The 21,458-nt window shown below is 63.0% G+C and carries 13 protein-coding genes; 4 read left to right on the forward strand and 9 right to left on the reverse strand.

All coding sequences use genetic code 11. The features are described from left to right. Positions 1-34: 34 nt before the first annotated feature. From P3T23_RS09965 to P3T23_RS09985, 5 genes are all read right to left on the reverse strand, one after another. Positions 35-1,237 (reverse strand): acyl-CoA dehydrogenase family protein, encoded by a 1,203-nt coding sequence (locus P3T23_RS09965; protein WP_429315991.1) that lies wholly within the window; start codon positions 1,235-1,237, stop codon positions 35-37. A gap of 309 nt (positions 1,238-1,546) precedes the next feature. Continuing rightward, positions 1,547-3,073 (reverse strand): efflux transporter outer membrane subunit, encoded by a 1,527-nt coding sequence (locus tag P3T23_RS09970; RefSeq protein WP_429315992.1) that lies wholly within the window; start codon positions 3,071-3,073, stop codon positions 1,547-1,549. 13 nt (positions 3,074-3,086) lie between these two features. Beyond that, positions 3,087-6,281 carry an efflux RND transporter permease subunit gene (locus P3T23_RS09975; protein WP_429315993.1) on the reverse strand — a complete coding sequence of 1,065 codons (3,195 nt, stop codon included), beginning with the start codon at positions 6,279-6,281 and terminating at the stop codon, positions 3,087-3,089. 76 nt (positions 6,282-6,357) lie between these two features. Beyond that, complete coding sequence (locus P3T23_RS09980; protein WP_429315994.1) at positions 6,358-7,584, reverse strand: efflux RND transporter periplasmic adaptor subunit; 1,227 nt, start codon at positions 7,582-7,584, stop codon at positions 6,358-6,360. Positions 7,585-7,629: 45 nt separating this feature from the next. Continuing rightward, positions 7,630-8,481, reverse strand: coding sequence for an alpha/beta hydrolase (locus P3T23_RS09985; RefSeq protein WP_429315995.1), 852 nt, complete (start codon positions 8,479-8,481; stop codon positions 7,630-7,632). Between the two features lie 173 nt (positions 8,482-8,654). Here P3T23_RS09985 and P3T23_RS09990 point away from each other — a divergent pair, with 173 nt between their 5' ends. Both P3T23_RS09990 and P3T23_RS09995 read left to right on the forward strand, forming a co-directional pair. After that, positions 8,655-9,659 (forward strand): LysR family transcriptional regulator, encoded by a 1,005-nt coding sequence (locus tag P3T23_RS09990; RefSeq protein ID WP_429315996.1) that lies wholly within the window; start codon positions 8,655-8,657, stop codon positions 9,657-9,659. Positions 9,660-9,821: 162 nt separating this feature from the next. Next, positions 9,822-10,136 (forward strand): DUF4148 domain-containing protein, encoded by a 315-nt coding sequence (locus tag P3T23_RS09995; protein WP_429315997.1) that lies wholly within the window; start codon positions 9,822-9,824, stop codon positions 10,134-10,136. 208 nt (positions 10,137-10,344) lie between these two features. Here P3T23_RS09995 and P3T23_RS10000 read toward each other — a convergent pair whose 3' ends face one another. Continuing rightward, positions 10,345-11,421, reverse strand: coding sequence for a purine-nucleoside phosphorylase (locus tag P3T23_RS10000; RefSeq protein ID WP_429315998.1), 1,077 nt, complete (start codon positions 11,419-11,421; stop codon positions 10,345-10,347). Positions 11,422-11,801: 380 nt separating this feature from the next. Between P3T23_RS10000 and P3T23_RS10005 the strand changes: the two genes are divergently transcribed. Together P3T23_RS10005 and P3T23_RS10010 are read left to right on the forward strand one after the other, a co-directional pair. Continuing rightward, positions 11,802-12,560: a hypothetical protein gene (locus tag P3T23_RS10005; protein WP_429315999.1), complete on the forward strand. Its 759-nt coding sequence runs from the start codon at positions 11,802-11,804 to the stop codon at positions 12,558-12,560. 644 nt (positions 12,561-13,204) lie between these two features. Then, positions 13,205-14,026: a hypothetical protein gene (locus tag P3T23_RS10010; protein WP_429316000.1), complete on the forward strand. Its 822-nt coding sequence runs from the start codon at positions 13,205-13,207 to the stop codon at positions 14,024-14,026. Between the two features lie 90 nt (positions 14,027-14,116). Here P3T23_RS10010 and P3T23_RS10015 read toward each other — a convergent pair whose 3' ends face one another. The 3 genes from P3T23_RS10015 to P3T23_RS10025 form a co-directional block, all read right to left on the reverse strand. Next, the gene (locus P3T23_RS10015) at positions 14,117-15,019 is read right to left on the reverse strand and encodes a cation diffusion facilitator family transporter (protein ID WP_429316001.1); all 903 of its coding nucleotides are present in this window, start codon (positions 15,017-15,019) and stop codon (positions 14,117-14,119) included. A 61-nt stretch (positions 15,020-15,080) separates the two neighbouring features. Further along, on the reverse strand, positions 15,081-16,145 hold the full coding sequence (selD, locus tag P3T23_RS10020) for a selenide, water dikinase SelD (protein ID WP_429316002.1): 1,065 nt from the start codon (positions 16,143-16,145) through the stop codon (positions 15,081-15,083). A 196-nt stretch (positions 16,146-16,341) separates the two neighbouring features. Next, positions 16,342-21,183, reverse strand: coding sequence for an NAD-glutamate dehydrogenase (locus P3T23_RS10025; protein WP_429316003.1), 4,842 nt, complete (start codon positions 21,181-21,183; stop codon positions 16,342-16,344). Between the last annotated feature and the right edge of the window lie 275 nt (positions 21,184-21,458).

Genomic DNA, 21,458 nt, shown 5'->3' on the forward strand with positions numbered 1-21,458 from the left:
ATGGAACGCCTGCCAGCTGGCGTTGCAGGCGACCTCAAGTGTACAAAGAAACGTCTGGCAATGTCCCGTTGAGCGCGTACCGGCCGACGTCGCGCACGCGGTAGTCGAGCGGATCGTGCAGCGTGTGGACGCGCGCATTGCGCCAGAAGCGGTCGAGCGCAAGCGGCGCGTGCGTGGCCCGCGCGCCGCAGGCGTCGAACAGGTTCTCGCTGACATCGAGCGCGGCGCGGTGCGCGAGGATTTTCGCCTCGGACGTCGCGAGCGCGACCTGCGCACGCTCTTCGGCGCTGAGCGCAGCGCCCTTTTGCCAGGCTTCGTCGAGGGCCTGCGCAGCGCGCGTGGCGAGCGCCTCCGCACTGACCGTCTTCAGGCGCATTTCGCCGAAACGCTGAACCAGATACGGGTCATCGGTGGCCGCGTCGACGCCTGAGCTGATCCACGGGCGCACATGCTGCGTCACATAGCGGCGCGCCTCTTCCAGCGCACCCTCCGCGATGCCGACGAAGAGATGCGTCAGTACAAGTTGTGACACGAGCGTGCGCAATGTCGCGTGCGGCGTCGGTGGAAATTCAGAACGGTGCAGCACTTCTTCAGGTTCGACACGGACGTTGTCGAACGACACGCTGCCGCTATCGGTCTGGCGCTGCCCGATCGGATTCCAGTCTTCCTCGACCGTGATCCCCGCACGCGCTGTCGGCACCACCGCGAAAACCGGTTTGCCGGTAGCGGGATCGTGCCCGGACACGGTCATCATCTGCGAGCCGCGCGTGCCGGAACAGAAGCCCTTCCTGCCGTCGAGCCGGTAGCCGCCGTCACTGGTTGCCGTTGCAACGAGACGCGTGTCGAGCGGGTTGACGGCGTTGCCCCACCACCAGTTCGACTCCACGGTGCCCTTGAGATACTGCGCGCGCTGCGCATCGTTGCCCCACACGTTGACGCTGACCACCTGAAGGCACTGGAATCCAAGCAGATGGGCGAGCGCGCTATCGACCCGTGCAATCGCACGGATCGTTTCGTAAATCTGCACCCAGCGCGCACCGGCACCGCCGAATTCCTTCGGCACGGCGAGCGTGAGCAGACCCGCATCGGCGATCCACTGCTTTTCCCGTGCGGCATGGCCGCCTTCGCGGTCGCGCTGTGCCGCCGTCGCCTGTAAGGCGTCGAGCAAGCCGCCGAGCTCCTCTACGGGATTCGGTTCAGATGCCGCCAGTCCTGCCGGCGTACGTGGGTCGTTCATGCCGTCTCCGCGTTCGCGAGGTTCGGGATCCCGGCGGGCTTCGCCGGCAAAGCCCGATTGCGCCCGATCAGAAATTCGGACACGTCATCGCCTCTCTCCAATTGAAGTGCAAGCGATGATAGAGGCGCGATAACGCGGGGTCTACGAAGCGATTTTCGAAAGGAAATCGCCAAACGCGATATGTGAGAGGGGTTCGGGCCGTGCGAACGACGGCCGGCAAAGCGACTGCTGCCTTTCAATGCATTGAAACGGCGGCAGGCTGGACGATCCGTCCAGCCTGCCGCTTTACCGCGTAACGCGAGGCCAGGCCTATTGCTTCGCGACCTGCTGCGTACCGTTTGCCGCCACGTCGGAGTTCGCGTCGGGCTTCACGTCGCCCCAACCGCCGCCGAGCGCGCGAATCAGATTGACCGTCGACACCGCCTGCGTGCCCGCAAGATGGCTCGCCTGCAGTTGCGACAGCAGCACCTGCCGCTCGCCGTCGATCACGTCGAGATAGCTCACCTGCCCTTCCTGATACTGCGTGCGCGACAGATGCGCCGCGCGCTCCGATGCGTTCACCGCATCGTTCTGCTCACGCATCTGGTCGTCGAGCAGCCGCAGGTCGGCCAGATTGTCCTCGACTTCGCGGAACGCCACGAGCACCTGCTGACGATACTGCGCGACATCTTCGTCATACTTCGCGCGCGCCTGATCGAGCCCGGCCTGACGACGGCCGCCGTCGAAAATCGGCAGGGTCAGCGCCGTGCCTGCAAACGGGCCGAGCAGGAACGCGCGGCTCGACCACTTGAAGAGGTCGCCAAGCGTCGCCGACTCAAACCCGAACGCGCCGGTGATATCGAGTTGCGGGAAGAACGCCGACTTCGCGAGACCGACGCGTGCATTCGCCGCCGCCATCCCCCGCTCGGCTGCCGCGATATCGGGCCGGCGTTCGAGCAGCGCGGACGGCAATCCGGCAGGCACACGCGCCGTCACGAGCGCCAGCGGCGTTTCGGGAAACGAGAAGTCCGCCGGCGCCTTGCCGAGCAGAATCGCAAGGCTGTGCTCGGACGCCGCCCGCTGACGCGCAACGCCCACTGCATCGGCACGGGCGCTCGCCAGTTCGTTCTTCGACCGCGATACGTCGAGTTCGCTGATATCGCCTTCCTTGAAGCGCTGCTCGACGAGCTTCAGCGTATCCTCGCGCAACGCCACCGTGCGACGGTACAGATCCTGATCCGTGTCGAGCTCGCGCAGCTGGAAGTAGTTCTGCGCCACATCCGCCTGCAAGGCAAGCTGCACCGAGAGGAACAGCGCCTCGCTCTGCTGCGCATCGGCACGTGCCGCATTGACGTTCGAACTGACGCGACCGAACAGATCTGCCTCGTACGACACCGTGCCCTGGGCGCGCCACAGCGTCGTCGTTACCGGTCCGCTGCCCTGCGGCTGGAACTGCGAAGCGGACGACAGCCCCTCCCGGGTCGGCCCAAAACCTGCATCGAGCGACGGGAACCACGCCGCCCTCGCAGCCTGCTGCAACGCGCGCGACTGCTGCACGCGCGCCGCTGCCGCCTTCAGGTCCTGGTTCGCCGCCGCAGCCTGCTTCTCCAGATCGTTGAGCGTCGCGTCGCCGAACACCGTCCACCATTCGCCGCGGTGCGCGTCGTCGGCGGGCTGCGCTGGCATCCACGTCCCGGCATCCTTCGCGTCGATGACCGGCGCTTCCTTGAACGCCGTCGGTACAGGTGCATCGGGACGTTTGTAGGTCGGCTCGACCGAGCAGGCCGCCAGCAACATCAGCAACAGCCCGCTCGCTGCCGCGCGGCCCCACCCGCGCATGGATTCAAACCGTTTCATTTCTTTTTCTCCCTCAGGCGTCCGTCGCCGGCATGCCAGCGCCGGTGTAATGCGGCGCGTCTTTTTGTGCCACATGTATCGTGCCGCCTGCCAGCGTGCGCAGCACGACGTAGAAGACCGGCGTCAACATCAGGCCGAACAGCGTGACGCCCAGCATCCCGAAGAACACCGCGATGCCCATGGCGTGACGCATTTCCGAACCGGCACCCGACGACAGCACCAGCGGCACCACACCCATGATGAAAGCGATCGACGTCATCAGGATCGGACGCAGCCGCATGCGGCTTGCCTCGATCGCGGCGGACAGGGGCGTGTGGCCATCGTGTTCCAGTTCACGGGCGAACTCGACGATCAGGATCGCGTTCTTCGAGGCGAGCCCCACCAGCACCATCAGGCCGATCTGCGTGAAGATGTTGTTGTCGCCCTGCGTAAGCCACACGCCGGTCAGCGCGGACAACACGCTCATCGGCACGATCAGGATCACCGCCAGCGGCAGCGTCAGGCTTTCATACAGCGCGGCCAGCACGAGGAACACGAGCAGCACGCTGATCGGGAACACCCACATGCCGGCGTTGCCCGCGAGGATCTGCTGGTACGTGAGGTCGGTCCATTCGAACTTGACGCCGCGCGGCAAGGTTTCCGCCGCGATACGTTCGGCCGCGGCCTGCGCCTGACCCGACGAGTAGCCCGGTGCCGGACCGCCGTTGATGTCGGCCGCCGTGTAGCCGTTGTAGCGCACCACCATTTCCGGGCCAAACGTCGGCGTGACCGTGACGAGCGACGACAGCGGCACCATTTCACCGGCGGCATTGCGCGTCTTCAGTTGCATGATGTCGTCCGCGCGTTGACGGAACGGCGCGTCAGCCTGCACCCGCACCTGATACACGCGGCCAAAGCGGTTGAAGTCGTTCACGTACTGCGAGCCGAGATAGATCTGCATCGTGTCGAACACATCCGTCACTGGCACGCCGAGCTGTTTCGCCTTCACGCGGTCCAGGTCGACGTTCAGTTGCGGCACGTTGATCTGGTAGCTCGAGAACGTCGGGCCGAGTTCAGGCGCGGCCGAGGCGCGTTTGATGAACGCTTCGGTTGCCTTGTTCAGTTCCGCGTAGCCGAGCGCGCCGTGGTCCTCGAGCTGGAGCTTGAACCCGCCGAGCGTGCCGAGGCCCAACACCGGCGGCGGCGGGAACACGGCGACGAACGAGTCCTTGATGGCGCCGTACTTCTGGTTCAACGCCCCCGCGATAGCGCCTGCGGAGAGTGCCTTGCTGCCGCGCTCAGGGAACGGCTTGAGCGTGACGAACACGATGCCCGCGCTCGAACTGTTCGTGAAGCCGTTCACCGACAGACCCGGGAACGCAACCGCGCTCTCGACACCTGGCTGCTTCAGCGCGATGTCGCTCATATCGCGAATCACCTTTTCGGTGCGATCGAGCGACGCGCCGTTCGGCAACTGGGCAAACGCGATCAGATACTCCTTGTCCTGCGCGGGCACGAAGCCGCCAGGCACGATGTGCGACACAAACGCCGTCGCGCCGAGCAGCACCGCATAGACCGCGAGCATCGCGCCCTTGCGGCCCAGCACGCCCTTCACACCGCGGCCATAAGCTTCAGAACCGCGATGGAACACCTTGTTGAAGCCCCTGAAGAAGGGGCCGAGCACGCGATTCATCACACGCGTCAACCAGTCTTCCTTCTCGCCATGGCCGCGCAACAGCATCGCCGACAGGGCAGGCGAAAGCGTCAGCGAGTTGAATGCCGAAATCACCGTCGAGATCGCGATGGTCATCGCGAACTGTTTGTAGAACTGGCCCGTGAGACCGCTCATGAACGCGAGCGGCACGAACACGGCGACCAGCGTCAGCGCAATTGCGATGATCGGCCCGCTCACCTCCTGCATCGCCTTGTAGGTCGCATCTCGCGCACTGAGCCCGCTTTCGATGTTCCGCTCGACGTTTTCGACGACCACAATGGCGTCGTCGACCACGATCCCGATCGCCAGCACCATTCCGAACAGCGATAGCGCGTTGATCGAGAAACCGAACGCGAGCAGCAGCGAGAACGTCCCGACGATCGACACCGGCACCGCGATCAACGGAATGATCGACGCACGCCACGTCTGCAGGAACACGATCACCACGATCACGACGAGCGCGATCGCTTCGAGCAATGTGTGCACCACTGCCTCGATACTCGAGCGCACGAACTGCGTCGGGTCATAGACGATCTTGTAGTCGACGCCCGCCGGCATGTCCTCATGCAGTTCCTTCATCTGCTTGCGGACTTCGTCCGAGATCGCGAGCGAGTTCGCCCCCGGCGCCTGGTTGATCGCGAGCGCGACCGCCGGCTTGTTGTCGAGCAGCGAACGCAGACCGTATTCGGAAGCGGCAAGCTCGATGCGTCCAAGGTCGCGCAGGTACGTGACGCCGCCATCCGGCGCGGTCTTGACGATGATGTCGCCGAATTCGCTTTCCGTCGTGAGACGCCCGCGCGCATTCACCGACAGTTGCAGCGGCGTACCCGGCACGGAAGGCGAGGCGCCGATCTGGCCGGCCGCAACCTGGATGTTCTGCTCGCGAATCGCGTTGACGACCTCGGTCGCGGTCAGGTTGCGCTGCGCCACCTTTTGCGGATCGAGCCACACGCGCATCGCATAGTCACCCGCACCCCACAGCTGCACCTGACCCACGCCCTGGATCCGCTCGAGACGGTCCTTCACGTTCAGGAGCGCGTAGTTGCGCAGGTACGTCATGTCGTACTGGTTGTTCGGCGAGATCAGGTGGACCACCATCGTCAGCGTCGGCGAACTCTTGATCGTTGTCACGCCAAGGCGCTGCACGTCTTCCGGCAGGCGCGGCAGCGCCTGGTTCACGCGGTTCTGCACCAGTTGCGTCGCGAGGTCGGGGTTGGTGCCGAGCTTGAAGGTGACCGTCAGCGTCAGATTGCCGTCGCTATTGGCCTGCGACTGCATGTACAGCATGTTTTCGACGCCGTTGATCTGCTCTTCGAGCGGCGAAGCCACCGCTTCCGCGATCACCTTCGGATTCGCGCCCGGATACTGCGCGTGCACGACGACCGATGGCGGTACGACTTCGGGGTATTCCGAGATCGGCAGCTGGAAGAGCGAGATCACGCCCGCCAGCAGGATCAGGACCGATAGCACACCCGCGAAGATGGGCCGGTCGATGAAAAACTTGGATATGTTCATTGGAGGCTCTTGAGATGTGAGCGCTTGCGCGGAGCGAAGACGTCAAGTGCGCGGAGCTTCGTCTGCATGACGGGGTTCACGAACTCTTCGCTGCTTTCGCGCGCGCCGGCGTCTGCGTCTGGGCGAGCGGTGCACCGTTTGGGTCGCTGTCGCCGGTCATCGGCACCATGTGCGCGCGGACTTCCGCACCGGGTCGCACACGCTGCGTACCGTTGACGACAATGCGATCGCCTGGTTTCAGGCCGTCCACGACGACGCGCAGATTGCCCTGTTGACCACCGACCTGCACTTCGCGATAAGCGACATGGTTGTCCTTGTCGACGACAAACACGAACTTCTTGTCCTGGTCCGTGCCGATAGCCGCGTCATCGATCAGAAGCGCCGGATGCGGCCCGCTGCCGCCGACCTTGATGCGCGCATAGAGGCCCGGTACGAGCGCGCCGTCCTCGTTGTCGAAGCGCGCCCGCACGCGGATCGTGCCCGACGACGTGTCGAGCCGGTTGTCCACCGAGTCGATCCAGCCGCTGCGCGAATAGCCGCTTTCGTTGGCAAGGCCGAGGTCGACCGGCACCTTGTGGCCATCCTTGGCGCGGCTGATGTACTGGAGATACGTCTGTTCATCGGCATCGAACGATGCGTAGATCGGCGACACGGACACGAGGGTCGTCAATGGCGCCGCACTCGCGCCCGCCGACACCACGTTGCCCACCGTGAATTCCGCGCGCGATACGCGGCCCGACACGGGCGCCACGATCTTCGTGTAGCCGAGATTGATCTTCGCGGTTTCCAGCGCCGCCTGCGCGGCCTTCTGGTTGGCGCTCGCTTCGCGGGCGGCGTTCTGCTTCTCGTCGTAGTCGCGCCTGGCGATGGCGTTATCGCCGATCAGGCGTTGCGCGCGCTCCCAGTCGCTTTGCGTGTAGCCCATCCGCGCCTGCGCGGCCGCCAGTTGCGCGTCGGCGCGGTCGACTTCCGCCGCATACGGGCGCGGGTCGATCTCGAACAGCGTATCGCCCTTCTTTACCAGCGCGCCGTCCTTGAAGTTGACCGACACGATCGTGCCTGACACCTGCGGACGGATGTCGACCTTCTCCACCGCTTCAAGCCGGCCCGAATAGGTCTGCCAGTCGGTGATCGTTTTTTCGATGACGGTCGCGACATCGACCTCAGGCACGACGGTCGGCGCCGACTGCGCCGGCGCACGTGCATCCACCCGGATCGCGCCGAGCGTACCCAGCCCGGCAACCACGATGACGGTGACCACCGCGATAGTTAGACGTGAACGAGAAAGAGGAAACATGGACATGACAGACTCCCGGATTCGTTGGTTAAAGTTAGTTTTTGAAGTCGACTAGCGTTGAGGGCGTGCGGCAAAGCGGGACTGGAAAAACCGAACAGCCTCCTCCAGCGCCGCCGTGTGTCCCGCGAGCGCCGCGTGCGACACGCTCGGATAGCGGACGACCTGCGTCGGCACGCCGGCATCGATCAGGCTGCTGGCATATTTCTCCGCCTCGACGTGCAGCACATCGTTTTGCGCGGTGATGATGAGCGTCGCCGGCAGGCCCGCGAGCCGCGCCGATTCCAGCGGTGCGGCGTACGGGTGTATCCGTTGCGACGCCTTTGGCAGGTACGCGCGATAGCAGGCCGCGCACTCGCTTGCAGTAATGTCCGAGCCAAGACGTTTCTCGTCGCCGAGCCTTGTCAGGCTTGGGTCGAGCATCGGGCCGAAGAGCGCCTGCGCGTCGATCCGCACGTCGGCGCGATCGCGGGCGATGAACGCCAGACAGTTCGCGAGCTGGCCGCCCGCATCATGGCCGGCGACACCGATCCGCTTCGTGTTGCCACCGAAGGCCCGCGCCCGCGTCTGAACCCAGAGCGCGGCCCGATGCGCGTCTTCCGGCGCGGCCGGAAACGGAAACTGCGGCGCGAGCGAATAGCCCACCGACACCACGAGCGCCGGTAAGTGTTCTGCGAAATAACGCGCGGCCGGATCGGCTTCGTCGACCGAACCGCGCACGAAACCGCCGCCGTGGAAATAAAGCAGTACCGGCAGTGCGGTTTTATTCGGCCGTCGATAGAGGCGCAGCGTGATGTCCTGCGCGTATCCTTCGATCTCCACATCCGACACGGCAAGCGTCGTCACAGCCTGTGCTGGCGCGCCATCGGAGGCGATGAAGGGGTATGACGGCTTGAAAGCATCCATAGGGGCCAGCGCAATGCGCGTAGAACTCGAATGGTGCGAATTGTGGGTTCGGCAGACTCACAAATAAATGCCTATAATCCGGCAACACAATTCGGCGCCCCTGAACAATCGATTGGCTTATTCGCCTGAGCGATTCCAGTCCAGCAGCGCCAGCCCCTATCCGGAGGTTTGCCATGGATCGGCTTCAGGCCATGCAGGTGTTCACACGGGTTGTCGATACCAACAGCTTCACGCGCGCGGCGGAAACGCTCGACATGCCGCGGGCGTCCGTCACCACGATCATCCAGAATCTCGAAGCGTTTCTCGGCGTGCGGCTCATGCACCGCACGACGCGGCGTCTGTCGCTCACACCCGACGGCGCGGCGTATTACGAGCGCTGCGTGCGCATCCTCGCGGATGTCGAGGAAACGGAGGCCAGCTTCCAGCTCGGCAACCGGAAGCCGCACGGCAAGCTGCGCATCGACATGCCCGGCTCGATCGGACGGCTGATCGTCATTCCGTCCCTGTGCGAATTCCACACGCGCTATCCGGATATCGATCTGCAACTCGGCTTGACTGACCGGCCGGTCGACCTGCTGCAGGAAGGGGTCGACTGCGTGGTGCGGGTTGGCGCGCTGCAGGATTCGTCGCTGGTCGCGCGACGCATCGGATTGTTCGAGGCCGTGTCGTGCGCGTCGCCGGAGTATCTGAAGCGACACGGCACCCCGAAGACGATCGAAGACCTCGAGAATCACCGGGCCGTGAATTATTTCTCGAGCCGTACCGGCCGTGTCCTCGACTGGGTGTTCAAGGTCGACGACAAGGAAATCGAGGTGAAGATGAAGGGCCTCGTCTCGGTGAACGATGCGGATGCCTACGTAACGTGCGGCGTCGAGGGTTTCGGCTTGATCCAGCCGCCGGTTTTCATGGCGCTGCCGCATCTTCACTCGGGCCAGCTGGTTGAAGTGTTGCCCGACCTGAGGCCGCTGCCGATGCCCATTTCGGTGGTCTATCCGCATAGCCGGCATCTGTCGTCGAAGGTGCGGGCGTTTGTCGACTGGATCGCGGAAGTATTCGATCGCTGCCCGCTTCTGAGCGGCCGGGGCAGCCTCGACAAGACCTGCACCATGCGCACACTCGAAGAGCGCGAATCCGCGCCTGCGCACGATACGCCGGTCGATTCCGAGTGGGTCGCCTGATCCGCATGGTGTGTGGCAATCGCGGCCTCGTGCCGCGATTGTTCTGAAATCACGACAATTCATTTCGCGAAACCCGGGTTTATCCCAACGCCTCCGAGGCCTACATTTCCCCCTGTCGCAGCGCTGATGACAGCGCGGCAATCGAATCGACAGGAGTGAATCATGAAGCGCAATCTCGTTGCAGGTCTTGTTCTGTCGCTGCTCGCAAGCGCTCCGGCCTTTGCCGGCGGCGGTGGTGGCATCGGTCATGCCGGCACGTACAACGATCAGTGGTGGGCAGGTTCGAGCACGAAAACCCGTGCAGAAGTTCGCGCTGAAGTTGCTGATTCGTACCGTCAAGGCACGCTGCCTTCGCTGAACAAGACCAGCTATCCCGAGCAAGGCCTGACCGGCCGCACGCAGGCCGAACGCCTGGCTGTCCAGGCTGGCGACAACACGACGCGCGTAGCCGGCTCGGCACAACAGGCAGCGCAGTAACGACGACGCCGCGCGACCCCGTTGCAGGGTCAGGCGGCGCCCTCTGAAACTGCACTTCGTCTGCGGCTCGATGCAATGCCGTTCAGGCGATGACTTTCGTGGAGTAGATCATGAGCAATGCCACCCCCTCCGAACTCGATCACTGGAATTCCGACACACCCGTATGGGTGCCGTTTCGCCCGGCGCAGCACTAAGCTGACTTGACGATTCAACGGCGCGGCACACCGCCGCGCCATTCGTTCCAGTGCGTGACGATGTCCTGCACGAGTGGATTGCCGGCACGATACAGGTTGTCGATGGCCGGCACGAAGCCGCCCTGTGCCTGGTAGTTGAGCAGGTTATCAACACTGGACTGCCCGTTATACGGACGGTCGAAATCCGAGCCTGCGCGCAATACGGCGATGCGGTTCAGGTCGACGCGATGCGCGGCTGCCGCGCGCTTTAACGCCTCGTAGGTCGCGTTGTCTTCCTGCTGCGTCGTGCAGTAGACACCTTTGCCGTCGGTCAGGATTTTCGTCCATTCGCGCGCCCGGTCGCCGAGCGCTTTACCGGACCACCATGTGTCGCCTGCCAGCGTGTCGCACTGGACGACGGTGGGCGGCTGGTTCGCTGGCGCGTAGTGGTATTTTGCGCGGGCGGCCTGCGCCTGCGGATTGTCGGAGAGCGTCACGTTGCGCGACAGCGCGTAGGCCGCATCGGCAAGTTGCGGGTTGAGCTGGAAGACCTCGGTGCGATAGTCGAGCGGCGGCTTGTCGGCCGGGCTTTTTGTATTGATGCCAAGGTAGCCCGAGTGCCATTTCGAAGGCTTTTCCCGCGCGTCGATTTCCCACTGGATACCGAAGTCCACAAGATATTTTGCCCACGCTGCCGAACCGATCGTGCCGCGTAGCGGGTCGATGCCGGCGATGCCTGCGATCATAAAGTACGTGTCGTGCAAGTCGAAGCGCGGCGAGAATGCCAGCGCCATGATCGACGCGGCCGCGTTCGTATGGCCCATGCCGGTTGTGACAACGCAGATGTCCTGGTTGTTGCAGTGGACTGCCGGGTAATCGGGTGAGAGACCCGCGACCGGGATGTCCTGCCATGGGCCGAGGTGGTCGAGCCACACCTGGCCCTCGGGTGCGAACATCGAGATGATCATCACCTTGACGTGACGCGCGTGTGGCGCGCTTTCACTGTTTTGGGCGAAGGCGTTGGTGCTCTGGGCGCCCGGCTGTGATGCTGTCATGGCTGCGCATCCTGCCAGAGACAAAGCTGTCAGCGCCGTTAAGGTTCGGGTCAACATCCGGTTTGTCCTTTCCTTTTTTGTTTGCGTACTGGTGTTTGCGCTCTGTTGCGATACACCCTGTTTTTTCTGTCGCGGTCGATGGTGAGTATAGGTTGTCACGTCGCGAATCAGGCCACCAGTAGTATGCGCAACGAATATCCCATCCAGCCAGCCGAGGTGGCTCACCGGTCGACGGCTCACGTGCGGCAAGTCGCTGCACAGGCTGACGGGACTGCCGTGAGGCTCCTGAAGGAGCCATCTCCAATGTGAGCGGTAAACCCTATTTCCAGAAAAAAAACCTGTCGACCGCGAAGGAATATGCTAGAAAATAACAATCGTTCGGGGTACCAGATCTTGTTTGTGGCTTTCAAAAATCTTAATTGGCCGCGAGGTGGATCATGAGAATAGAGACGCTTTCAGGGGTAAGGCTGTCGGCGGTGGCACTGGCGCTATCGCTACAATTTAACCCCGCGTGGGCTGGCGTCCCTGAAGCCATGGGTAGCAGCGACGACGTGCCGGCTGGCTCGCTCAGTCCTGACGAGTATCAGGTCAATGCAGACGGCATGAAGGAAGATCCGAACGCGAAGATGTCCGATGTGGCCCGGGCTTATCGCAACGGCTACATCAACCGTGGCAAGCAGGATCAGGCGGATTACAACGCCATGATCGACTCGCACAACCACGGTCAACGACAACCCGCCAGCCAGCAGGTTGCCCGGGTGGATGTCCCTCCGCTGCCGCCGGGTGTTCCGGACGACGACAACCCGAACTACACGACAGTCCAGCCGCAACGGCAACCCCAACCGCGCCCATACGTGCAACGTCAGGTACCGCAGCCACAATACAGGCAGGTGTACCAGCAGCCGCAGTATGCGCCCGCGGCGCCGATGCAGTATCAGCAGGCGCCCGAATTTGTGCAGGCACCCACATTCGACGATGATAGCCAGCCGATGTACGTGCAACAGGCGTACGCACCACCGCCTCCGCCCCCTGTCCAGTACATTCCTGTCTACACCCAGCCCCAGTACGTGGAGGCGCCTGTCGTCCAGACAGTCATCGCTCAACCCGTTCCGTATCAGGCCTACAACCCCTACTGGGGCGCACCACGCGTGTATGCCTATCGTGCACCAATGGTGAGCTATCGCATGTGGCGGTGAGCGAATCAGGAAATTGATGACCGGGCGCCGTCGCCTTAACGTCGTGCAGGCGATGCACGACTATACCGACGAGTCCGCGGTGCGCACCTGAGCGCTTACTGATTCACGGTGTCAGCGGGCTCTGAATTGTCATCGATAATTTTTTCATCGTTATCCTAATAGATTAGTTTTGAATCTGGATATTACCTGTCCAATCGAAAAGGCACTGCATTCTAGCGGACAGTACCCACCAGGCAGACATGCCGCGACAAGAATTAACAAACAATTAAGTTTGCCGCCCTTAACTCTTTTCTGCGATTTGGTGGCTGCGCCCCACTCCAGAGGTTGACATAGAGCGGGATGTCCAAGACTAAAAACGTCAGAGCTACTGAAGTTGATTGCTTCAGAAACAAGGGCGGAGTCCAGTCTGGGCACGACCGGTTGCATAAGCGTCCGACCCGACAGCAACCCGCCGGAGAGGACCTGGCTACGCCATTGCCGTTGTCGCAACGCTTCATCGTGGCGGCCGCTCTCACATAGACCCCGCCCGCCTCGCCGGATAAATCTTCATATGTGAGAAAGGGCACATAAGTCTGCGGAATGCCGGAATAGTATTCGCTGGTACACAGGAATCCGCGCGCGCTCGATGGAATTGGGGGTCGGCAATGCAAGAATTGGGACGCGAGCTCACCAGACGTGCGGAACTGCCCACATTGCCCGTGGCTGACATCAACAGACTGGCCCAGACGATCGACACGTCCGGCGTTGCGGTTCTGCGCGATGTCATTCCGGCAGCGATGCTTGACCAGGCAAGGGACTACATCAAGTGCAAATTGCACCAGCATGACAACCAGTACTTCGGACTGGCAGGCCGTGAGTGGATCGTTGCGAGCCCGCTCGCTGAACTGGCCCGCTCGTCCGCGTTCCATGACATCCTCGCCGCATTGTGGGAACACGCGATGCGGCGTGCAGCCCCTGACGTCGAGGTCACCTCGTCTCTCAGAGTGCTGGCCGGAACAGTCGGCCTCAAGCACTCCGGTCTTTTTCATTACGATTCGTACGTCGTCACGGCGCTCGTGCCGCTCATCATTCCAGACGGCGCAGACGAACCGCGTGGTGATCTCGTCCTGTACCCGAACCTGCGTCGCGTGCGCCGCCACGCGATAGTCAACGTTCTCGAGAAGGCGGTGGTCGAGAACGCGTTGTCCCGTGCGATCTGGCGCCTGCCGCTTGTTCAGCGCTGGCTGTCCGCACGCGCCATTCCGATGCAGCCGGGGAACATCTATTTCTTCTGGGGCATGCGATCGTTGCATGCCAACCGGGCTTGCCTGCCGGAAAGCTTGCGCTGCACCGCGCTGTTTCATTTCGGCGACCCGCACGCCGCCAGTGTGCTCAAGCGATTCAGCGCACGACATCATCAGGCGAGGCTCAGGAGCCTGAACCGCGCCCCACACACTCGTGCTCCACACACTCGTGCTCCACACTGATCCTGTGAAGCGGGTCCGGCTGCCAACAGGCTGCGCGCACAAAAAGGCAATGACAACTGACCCCCAGCAAACCAGCAAAGCGCAAAACCTTCAACGCGCCACATCAGGCTCGAAAAAAACCCACTTGACCTGCGGAAACCGCGCCTGCAAATCGGCCTCGATCACATTGATCGCATCGACCATCGCGCGCCCGCTTGCATACTCGACCATCTCTGCCTGCACGGCGACCACCACATCCTTACCCCACTGCAGCGTAATCAGGCTAATCACGCCGCGAACCTCGGGCCTCCCACGAACAAACGCTTCAACCTCGCGCCGGACCTCCGGACTCGCCGACTCTCCGACGATCATCGACTTCACTTCTCTCGCGACAAGCCACGCGATCACCATCAACAGCACGCCGACTCCAATCGAACCCAGCGCATCATAGACCGGGTTACCGGTGACCATCGTCAACAGCACGGCGATAAAAGCCATCGCCAACCCGAGGAGTGCGGCCACATCCTCACCAGCGACAACCAGCAGCTCCGACTCACGCGTTTCGCGAAACCACCGCCACATCGACTTGCCGGGATTGCCCTTACGTATTTCCTTGACGGCGCCCGCCAGCGACAACGACTCCAGCACCACCGACACACCCAGCACGCCCAGCGCGATATACGCATGCGAGAGCGGCTCACGCACAAACAATCGGTGCACGCCCTCATAAACCGAAAACGCACCGCCGACAAAAAACAGCAGCAACGCCACCAGCAGAGAGTAAAAATAGATCTCGCGCCCTGCCCCCAGCGGATGCAGCGGGCTTGCCGGCCTGCGTGCCTGGCGCAGGCCAAACAGCAAAAGAATCTGATTCCCGCAATCGGCGGTCGAATGGATCGCTTCGGCGAACATCGCACCCGAGCCGGTGAAGGCGGCCGCAGCGAACTTGCACAGCGCAATCCCGAGATTGGCGGCAAGCGCGTAGAAGATAGCTTTCGGCGATTCTTCTTTCATCGACGCAGGAAGGTAGGGTCAGTGAACTGGACATGCGGTGAAACGGGAACCCGCGCGAAGCTCACCCCACCACGACCCGCGGCGCGCCGTCACGCATCTCGCCAATCACCGTCGCACGATCGAAGCCATCGGCATGGAACAGCGCCAGCACCTCGTCGACCGTATCGGGCACGCATGCGACAAGCAGACCGCCGGACGTCTGCGGATCGGTCAGCAACGGACGTGCGATTTCCGGCAAGCCGTCGCCAAGCGACACGCTCTCGCCATACGAAGCCCAGTTGCGTCCGGAGGCGCCCGTGAACACACCCGCCGACGCAAACGCCTCCACACCCGCGAGCCACGGCAGATCCGCATAGCGCAGGTGGGCGCTCAAGCCCGCCCCGCGGGCCAGTTCCAGCGTATGACCGAGCAGGCCGAAGCCCGTCACGTCGGTCAACGCATGCACGCCCGGCAGCGCGGCGAGGCCCGTGCCGGGACGGTTGAGCTTTGTCGTCGTGGCGATCATCGCGGCGTAGCCGGCGTCGTCCAGCAGGTCTTTCTTCAGCGCCGCCGACAGCACACCGACGCCGAGCGGCTTGCCAAGCACGAGCACATCGCCGGCACGCGCCGCCGCGTTGCGCTTCACGCGCTGCGGATGCACGACGCCCAGTGCTGCAAGACCGTAGATCGGTTCGACGGAATCGATCGAATGGCCGCCCGCAACCGGGATGCCGGCCTGCGTGCACACGTCTTCGCCGCCGCGCAGCACCGCCGCGATCACGTCGTGCGGCAGTACGTTGATCGGCATGCCCACCAGCGCCAGCGCGAGGATCGGCTTGCCGCCCATCGCGTACACGTCGGACAGTGCATTGGTCGCGGCAATCCGGCCGAAATCGTAGGGATCGTCGACGATCGGCATGAAGAAATCGGTGGTGGCGACAATGGCCTGCTCGTCGTTCAGTCGATAGACGGCGGCGTCGTCGGCGGTCTCGGTGCCGACCAGTAGGTCGGGGAACGCAGGCAGCGGCACGCTGCGCTTCAGCAGATCGGACAGCACGCCAGGCGCGATCTTGCAGCCGCACCCACCGCCATGCGAGAGGCTCGTAAGACGCGGAACAGCGGTGTTCGAAGAGGTGTTTTGAGTCATGGCTGGTTAACGGGCAAAAAACGGTAGGGCTAAAAACGGTGGGGCAAAATGCGTGGGCCAAAAATACAGTGCGAAATGGCGACAGCCCGTATTATGGGCAATCCGCGCGCGATGCGTACAGCCAGCGCGCAACACCGCGTCGCGCCGATGCTGTTTCACATCGGCGCGAACCTGCGTGAAACGTCGCCCGCTCCCGTCACGCCCGCTCCAGCACTGCCATTTCCCGCACGATCACGAGCAGCATCGACAGGCTCGCTCCGCCAGTCGCGCGCAGGTCGGCGAAGAGGCGCGCGAATCGCTCCAGCGACGCCTTGCGCTTCGCCTCCCACGTCTCAACCAGGGTCTGCGGCAAGTCGTGCGCGGATGCGTGGGCAAGCGCACTGGTCGTCAGCGCCCGCTTGAGCCGCGCCAGTTCCGCAAGCGACGCCGCGCGCGCCAGCATGTCCCAGTGCGTGGGCGTCGGCAACGCCATGGCGCGCTCGGCGATCCAGCCATAGTTGAGCCGCGTACCCAGCGCGAAGTACACGCCGGCAACGAGTTCCAGGCCCGTATTGGATGCGGCCGATACTTCGGCAATGTCGAGCAGCGCAGCCGAGATATCGCCGCCTGCGACCCGCATCGCCAGTTCGCTATCGACACCGGCGTCCACCAGCTCGCGTTGCCGTGCCGACAACGCCTCCATATCGGCCTCCGGCAGGAGTTGAGGCAACTGCGGCGTCAGGCGCTCGACCGCATCGCGGCACCGTTCGAGCAGCTCCACCACCCCACCGTCGTGCACCGCACCGGACTCGAGCTGACGGATGAACCACAACGCAGCGCGCTCCAGCAGACGGGTCACCTCGACGAACATGCGCGCCTGCACATCGTCGGCGACGCGATTGTCGAGCGCATCGATGTTGCGCCACACGTCGTCGAGATCGAACACATCACGCGCCATGATGCACGCGCGCACGATATCGCCAGGCTTCGCATCGGTCTCCTCCATCAGCCGATGCACGAACGCGCAACCGACACGATTGACGAGCGCATTGGTCAGATAGGTCGCCAGGATTTCGCGTTTCAACGGATGGTGCTTCATCGGCGCGCTGAACCGGTTCTGCAGGGGCTTCGGAAAATACTCGACCAGCATGCCGGCGACGAGCGGATCTTCCGGCATATCGGATTCGAGCAGCGCGTCGTACAGCCACATCTTGCTGTAGGCCAGCAACACCGCACGCTCCGGCGACGTGAGACCCTGTCTGGCGGCCTGGCGTTCGGCCACTTCCTCATCGGTCGGCAAAAACTCGATTACCCGATTCAGGCGCCCGGCGCGTTCGAGCCAACGCATCAGCCGCGCTTCCGGATCGAGCATCTCGACCCCGTAGCGCCCTGCGATCGAAAGCGCCTGCGTCTGGTAGTAGTTGTCCTGCAGCACGAGCAGGCCGACTTCGTCGGTCATCTCGGCGAGCAGTGCGTTGCGCTGCTTTTCGGTCATTTCGCCGTCCGCCACGACGAGGCCAAGCAGAATCTTGATGTTGACCTCGTGATCCGAACAGTCGACGCCTGCGGAATTGTCGATCGCATCGGTATTGATACGCCCCCCGCGCTGCGCGAACTCGATGCGCCCATATTGCGTGAGCCCGAGGTTGCCGCCCTCGGCAACCACCTTGCAGCGCAGATCCGCGCCGTTCACGCGCACCGCGTCGTTAGCCTTGTCGCCCACCTGCGCGTGCGTCTCGTGACTCGCCTTCACGTAAGTGCCAATGCCGCCGTTGTAGAGCAGATCGACCGGCGCCATCAGGATCGCGCGTATGAGTTCGTTCGGCGCGAGCGCGGCTGCATTGATACCGAGTGCCGTCTGCACGGCCGGCGAAAGCGGGATTGTCTTCGCCGTGCGCGGAAACACGCCGCCGCCCGTCGAGATCAACGACTGATCGTAGTCGGCCCAGCTCGAACGCTCCAGCGCAAAAATCCGGCCGCGTTCGACGATGCTCGTCGCCGGATTGGGTGTGGGATCGAGAAAGATATGCCGATGATCGAACGCGGCGACAAGGCAGATATGCGGCGACAGCAGCATGCCGTTGCCGAACACGTCGCCCGACATGTCGCCGACACCGACCACCGTGAAGTTCGTCGTCTGTGTATCGACGCCCATCTCACGGAAATGCCGCTTCACCGACTCCCATGCGCCGCGCGCGGTAATGGCCATTTTCTTGTGGTCGTAGCCCACCGAACCGCCGGAGGCGAACGCATCGTCGAGCCAGAAACCATACTCTTGCGAAATCGCGTTGGCGTAGTCGGAAAATGTGGCCGTGCCCTTGTCGGCGGCGACGACCAGATACGGATCGTCCGGATCGTGGCGCACGACTTCCGGCGGCGGCACGATCGCGCCGCCCACGCGGTTGTCGGTCACATCGAGCAGGCCGCGCAGAAAGGTCTGATAGCACGCGACGCCTTCGCGCAGCCACAGGTCGCGATCGGAAGGCGGCGGCGGATTTTTCACGACAAAGCCGCCTTTCGAGCCGACTGGCACGATGACGACGTTCTTCACCATCTGCGCCTTCATCAGGCCGAGCACTTCAGTGCGGAAATCCTCGCGACGATCGGACCAGCGCAAGCCGCCGCGGGCAACACGTCCGCCGCGCAGATGCACCCCTTCGACGCGCGGCGAATACACCCAGATCTCGAACATCGGCTTCGGTTCGGGCAGCCCCGGCACCTTCGCCGGATCGAACTTGAACGACAGATACGGTTTCGGGTGACCATGCGCATCGTGCCGGTAATAGTTGGTCCGCTGGGTCGCATTAATCACGCCGAGAAACTGGCGAAGAATCCGGTCTTCATCGAGATTCGGGACCTGGTCGAGCGCGCTGCCGATCGCTTTCAGCAACTCCTCTACCCGCGCCTCACGCGTCTCGCCCAGCACCGGATCGAAGCGTGTCACGAACAGTTCGACCAGCCGCTTTGCGATCTCCGGATTGCCCGTCAACGCCCGCTCGATGTAAGCGTCGCTGAAGGTTGACCCTACCTGACGCAGATATTTTGCATACGCGCGCAGGATCGTCACCTGGCGTGCGTCGAGTTGCGCGCGCAGCACGAGACGGTTGAAGTCGTCGTTTTCGATTTCGCCCGTCCAGACCTGCTCGAACGCGTCTTCGAACAGATCCTTCACGTGCTCGATATCGAATTCGACATCGTCGGCCAGCTCCAGCCCGAAATCGTGGATCCATGCGGGCGTCACACCCGGCGCTTCGATCAGATACGGCCGCTCTTCGTCGACCCGCACGCCCAGATGTTCGAGCATCGGCAGGCTGCGCGACAAGGCAATCGGCTCGCCCGCGCGATAGACCTTGAAACGGAACGCGCGCGGCCCCGCCTCGATCGGGCGATACAGATTCATCGCGAGCCGCTCGGTGCCCTGCAGGCGTTCGATCAGGTCGATATCGCGCACCGCCGTGCGTGCGGGATAGTCGTCTCGATAGCCCGCCGGAAAGGAATCGGCATAGCGTTGCAGCAGACGGTTGCCCTGCTCCTCGCCGAACGCGTCGAGCAGCGCGTCGGCCAGATCGTCCTGCCAGCGGCGCGTGACCTGCACAAGGCGCGCTTCAAGCTCGCGTGTGTCGACGTCCGGCATCGCGCCGGGCTCGGCGTGGACCACAAAATGAATCCGCGCGAGCGTCGACTCCGACAGCAGCGGCGTGAACTCGACGCTCGTGCCATTGAACGAGCCCGTGAGCAGCTTCATGATGCGGCGGCGCAGATCGGTGTTGTACTTCTCGCGCGGCACGAAGACGAGGCATGACACAAACCGGTCGAAACGGTCGCGCCGCACAAAGAGGCGTGTGCGCTGATGTTCCTGTAGACGCAGAACGCCAAGCGCGGCGTCATACAACTGGTCTTCCTCGGCCTGGAAGAGCTCGTCACGCGGCCACGTTTCGAGCACCGTCACGAGCGACTTCGCGAGATGCCCCTTGGGCAGAAATCCCGCACGTCTGACTATGGACTCGCACTTGCGGCGCACGATCGGAATATCCGCGGTCGATCCGAAATAGGCGGTCGACGTGTACAGCCCGATAAAGCGTCGTTCACCGTTCACCTTGCCGTCCGGTCCTACCCGCTTCACACCCACGTAGTCGAGATAACCCGGCCGGTGCACGGTCGCGCGCGAATTCGCCTTGGTGAGGAAGATCGGCGACGCTGCGCCGATAATTTCGGCCGCCGCGGGGGGCAGCGGCGCGATCTCCACCGAGCTCGCGGGGCGCAGCGTTTCGCGCAGGATGCCAAGGCCGGAGCCCGGCACACCGCGCAGCCCGTATCCGCCGTCGACCGACACCAGATCGTAGTCGCGCTGACCGAGGAACGTGAAATGATCGGCCACCATCCATTCGACGAAAGCGCGTGCCTCGGCGGCTTCGGCACCGGTTTCATGAGCCTTCTTTTCCTTGATGGTGTCGCGCGCGATCTCGACGATCTTCGGCCAGTCTTCGACGGCTGCCCGTACATCGACTAGCACCTGCGCGATGTCGCTGCGCAAGGCTTCGAGCTTCGCCGCGTCACCGCACCGGTCGACTTCGAAATGGATGAACGAGGCCAGTTGCGAGTGCGGATCGGCGGCGTCCGCGGCGCCCACGCTGACACGTACGATGCTGCCATCGTTGCCGCGCCAGATCCGGAACACCGGGTGCACGACGGAATGCAACGCGAGCCCAAGCCGGTTGACGGCCATCGAGACCGAGTCGACCAGAAACGGCATGTCGTCATTCACGATTTCGAGGACCGTGTGATCCGAATGCCAGCCGTGCTGTTCGAGAATCGGGTTGTAGACCCGCAGCCGCTCGCTGCCTGGAACAAAGCGCTGGGCGGTCTGCCAGTGCGCCATGCTGGCGCCGTACAGGTCGGCGATGCCGCGGCTTTGCAGGTCGCTTGCATCGACAAAGTCATAGTAATGCAACAGAAACGGCTCGACGATCGCGAACGCCGGTTCAGGCAGTCGCCCTCGTGCAAACTCGACGAGATCGTTAAGCAGATGGGCTACTGATTCTTCGTTCCTCGCTTGCATGATGTCCTCCACGGCGGGTGACTATCGATCGCATCGTCAGAAACGAATTATGCGCCCTTCGGGTGCAAAAGCACCGTGCATCCGCACATTGGTGCACTACCGTTTTCTCGTGTGTGGACGCGCCGTGTGAATGAGCAAACGAAGTATTCATCGATAAATCCGCGTGCGAAATGGCTATCGTCGCGACGGTTCGACAGCGTTTCTGAAACGATGCGCCGGTGACAGCACCAGTATGTGGTCTGGCGCACAGTGTTTTTCTCGATTCAAACCCGATG

The sequence above is a fragment of the Paraburkholderia sp. GAS448 genome, from assembly GCF_050435685.1.
Taxonomy (GTDB): Bacteria; Pseudomonadota; Gammaproteobacteria; order Burkholderiales; family Burkholderiaceae; genus Paraburkholderia.

What these genes read in the sequence shown, in the direction of transcription:
- P3T23_RS09980 (WP_429315994.1), bottom strand. Translation starts at nt 7,584, where the DNA reads ATGTCCATGTTTCCTCTTTCTCGTTCACGTCTAACTATCGCGGTGGTC.
- P3T23_RS10025 (WP_429316003.1), bottom strand. Translation starts at nt 21,183, where the DNA reads ATGCAAGCGAGGAACGAAGAATCAGTAGCCCATCTGCTTAACGATCTC.
- selD (WP_429316002.1), bottom strand. Translation starts at nt 16,145, where the DNA reads ATGACTCAAAACACCTCTTCGAACACCGCTGTTCCGCGTCTTACGAGC.
- P3T23_RS09990 (WP_429315996.1), top strand. Translation starts at nt 8,655, where the DNA reads ATGGATCGGCTTCAGGCCATGCAGGTGTTCACACGGGTTGTCGATACC.
- P3T23_RS09965 (WP_429315991.1), bottom strand. Translation starts at nt 1,237, where the DNA reads ATGAACGACCCACGTACGCCGGCAGGACTGGCGGCATCTGAACCGAAT.
- P3T23_RS09985 (WP_429315995.1), bottom strand. Translation starts at nt 8,481, where the DNA reads ATGGATGCTTTCAAGCCGTCATACCCCTTCATCGCCTCCGATGGCGCG.
- P3T23_RS10010 (WP_429316000.1), top strand. Translation starts at nt 13,205, where the DNA reads ATGCAAGAATTGGGACGCGAGCTCACCAGACGTGCGGAACTGCCCACA.
- P3T23_RS09995 (WP_429315997.1), top strand. Translation starts at nt 9,822, where the DNA reads ATGAAGCGCAATCTCGTTGCAGGTCTTGTTCTGTCGCTGCTCGCAAGC.
- P3T23_RS10005 (WP_429315999.1), top strand. Translation starts at nt 11,802, where the DNA reads ATGAGAATAGAGACGCTTTCAGGGGTAAGGCTGTCGGCGGTGGCACTG.
- P3T23_RS09970 (WP_429315992.1), bottom strand. Translation starts at nt 3,073, where the DNA reads ATGAAACGGTTTGAATCCATGCGCGGGTGGGGCCGCGCGGCAGCGAGC.
- P3T23_RS09975 (WP_429315993.1), bottom strand. Translation starts at nt 6,281, where the DNA reads ATGAACATATCCAAGTTTTTCATCGACCGGCCCATCTTCGCGGGTGTG.
- P3T23_RS10015 (WP_429316001.1), bottom strand. Translation starts at nt 15,019, where the DNA reads ATGAAAGAAGAATCGCCGAAAGCTATCTTCTACGCGCTTGCCGCCAAT.
- P3T23_RS10000 (WP_429315998.1), bottom strand. Translation starts at nt 11,421, where the DNA reads ATGTTGACCCGAACCTTAACGGCGCTGACAGCTTTGTCTCTGGCAGGA.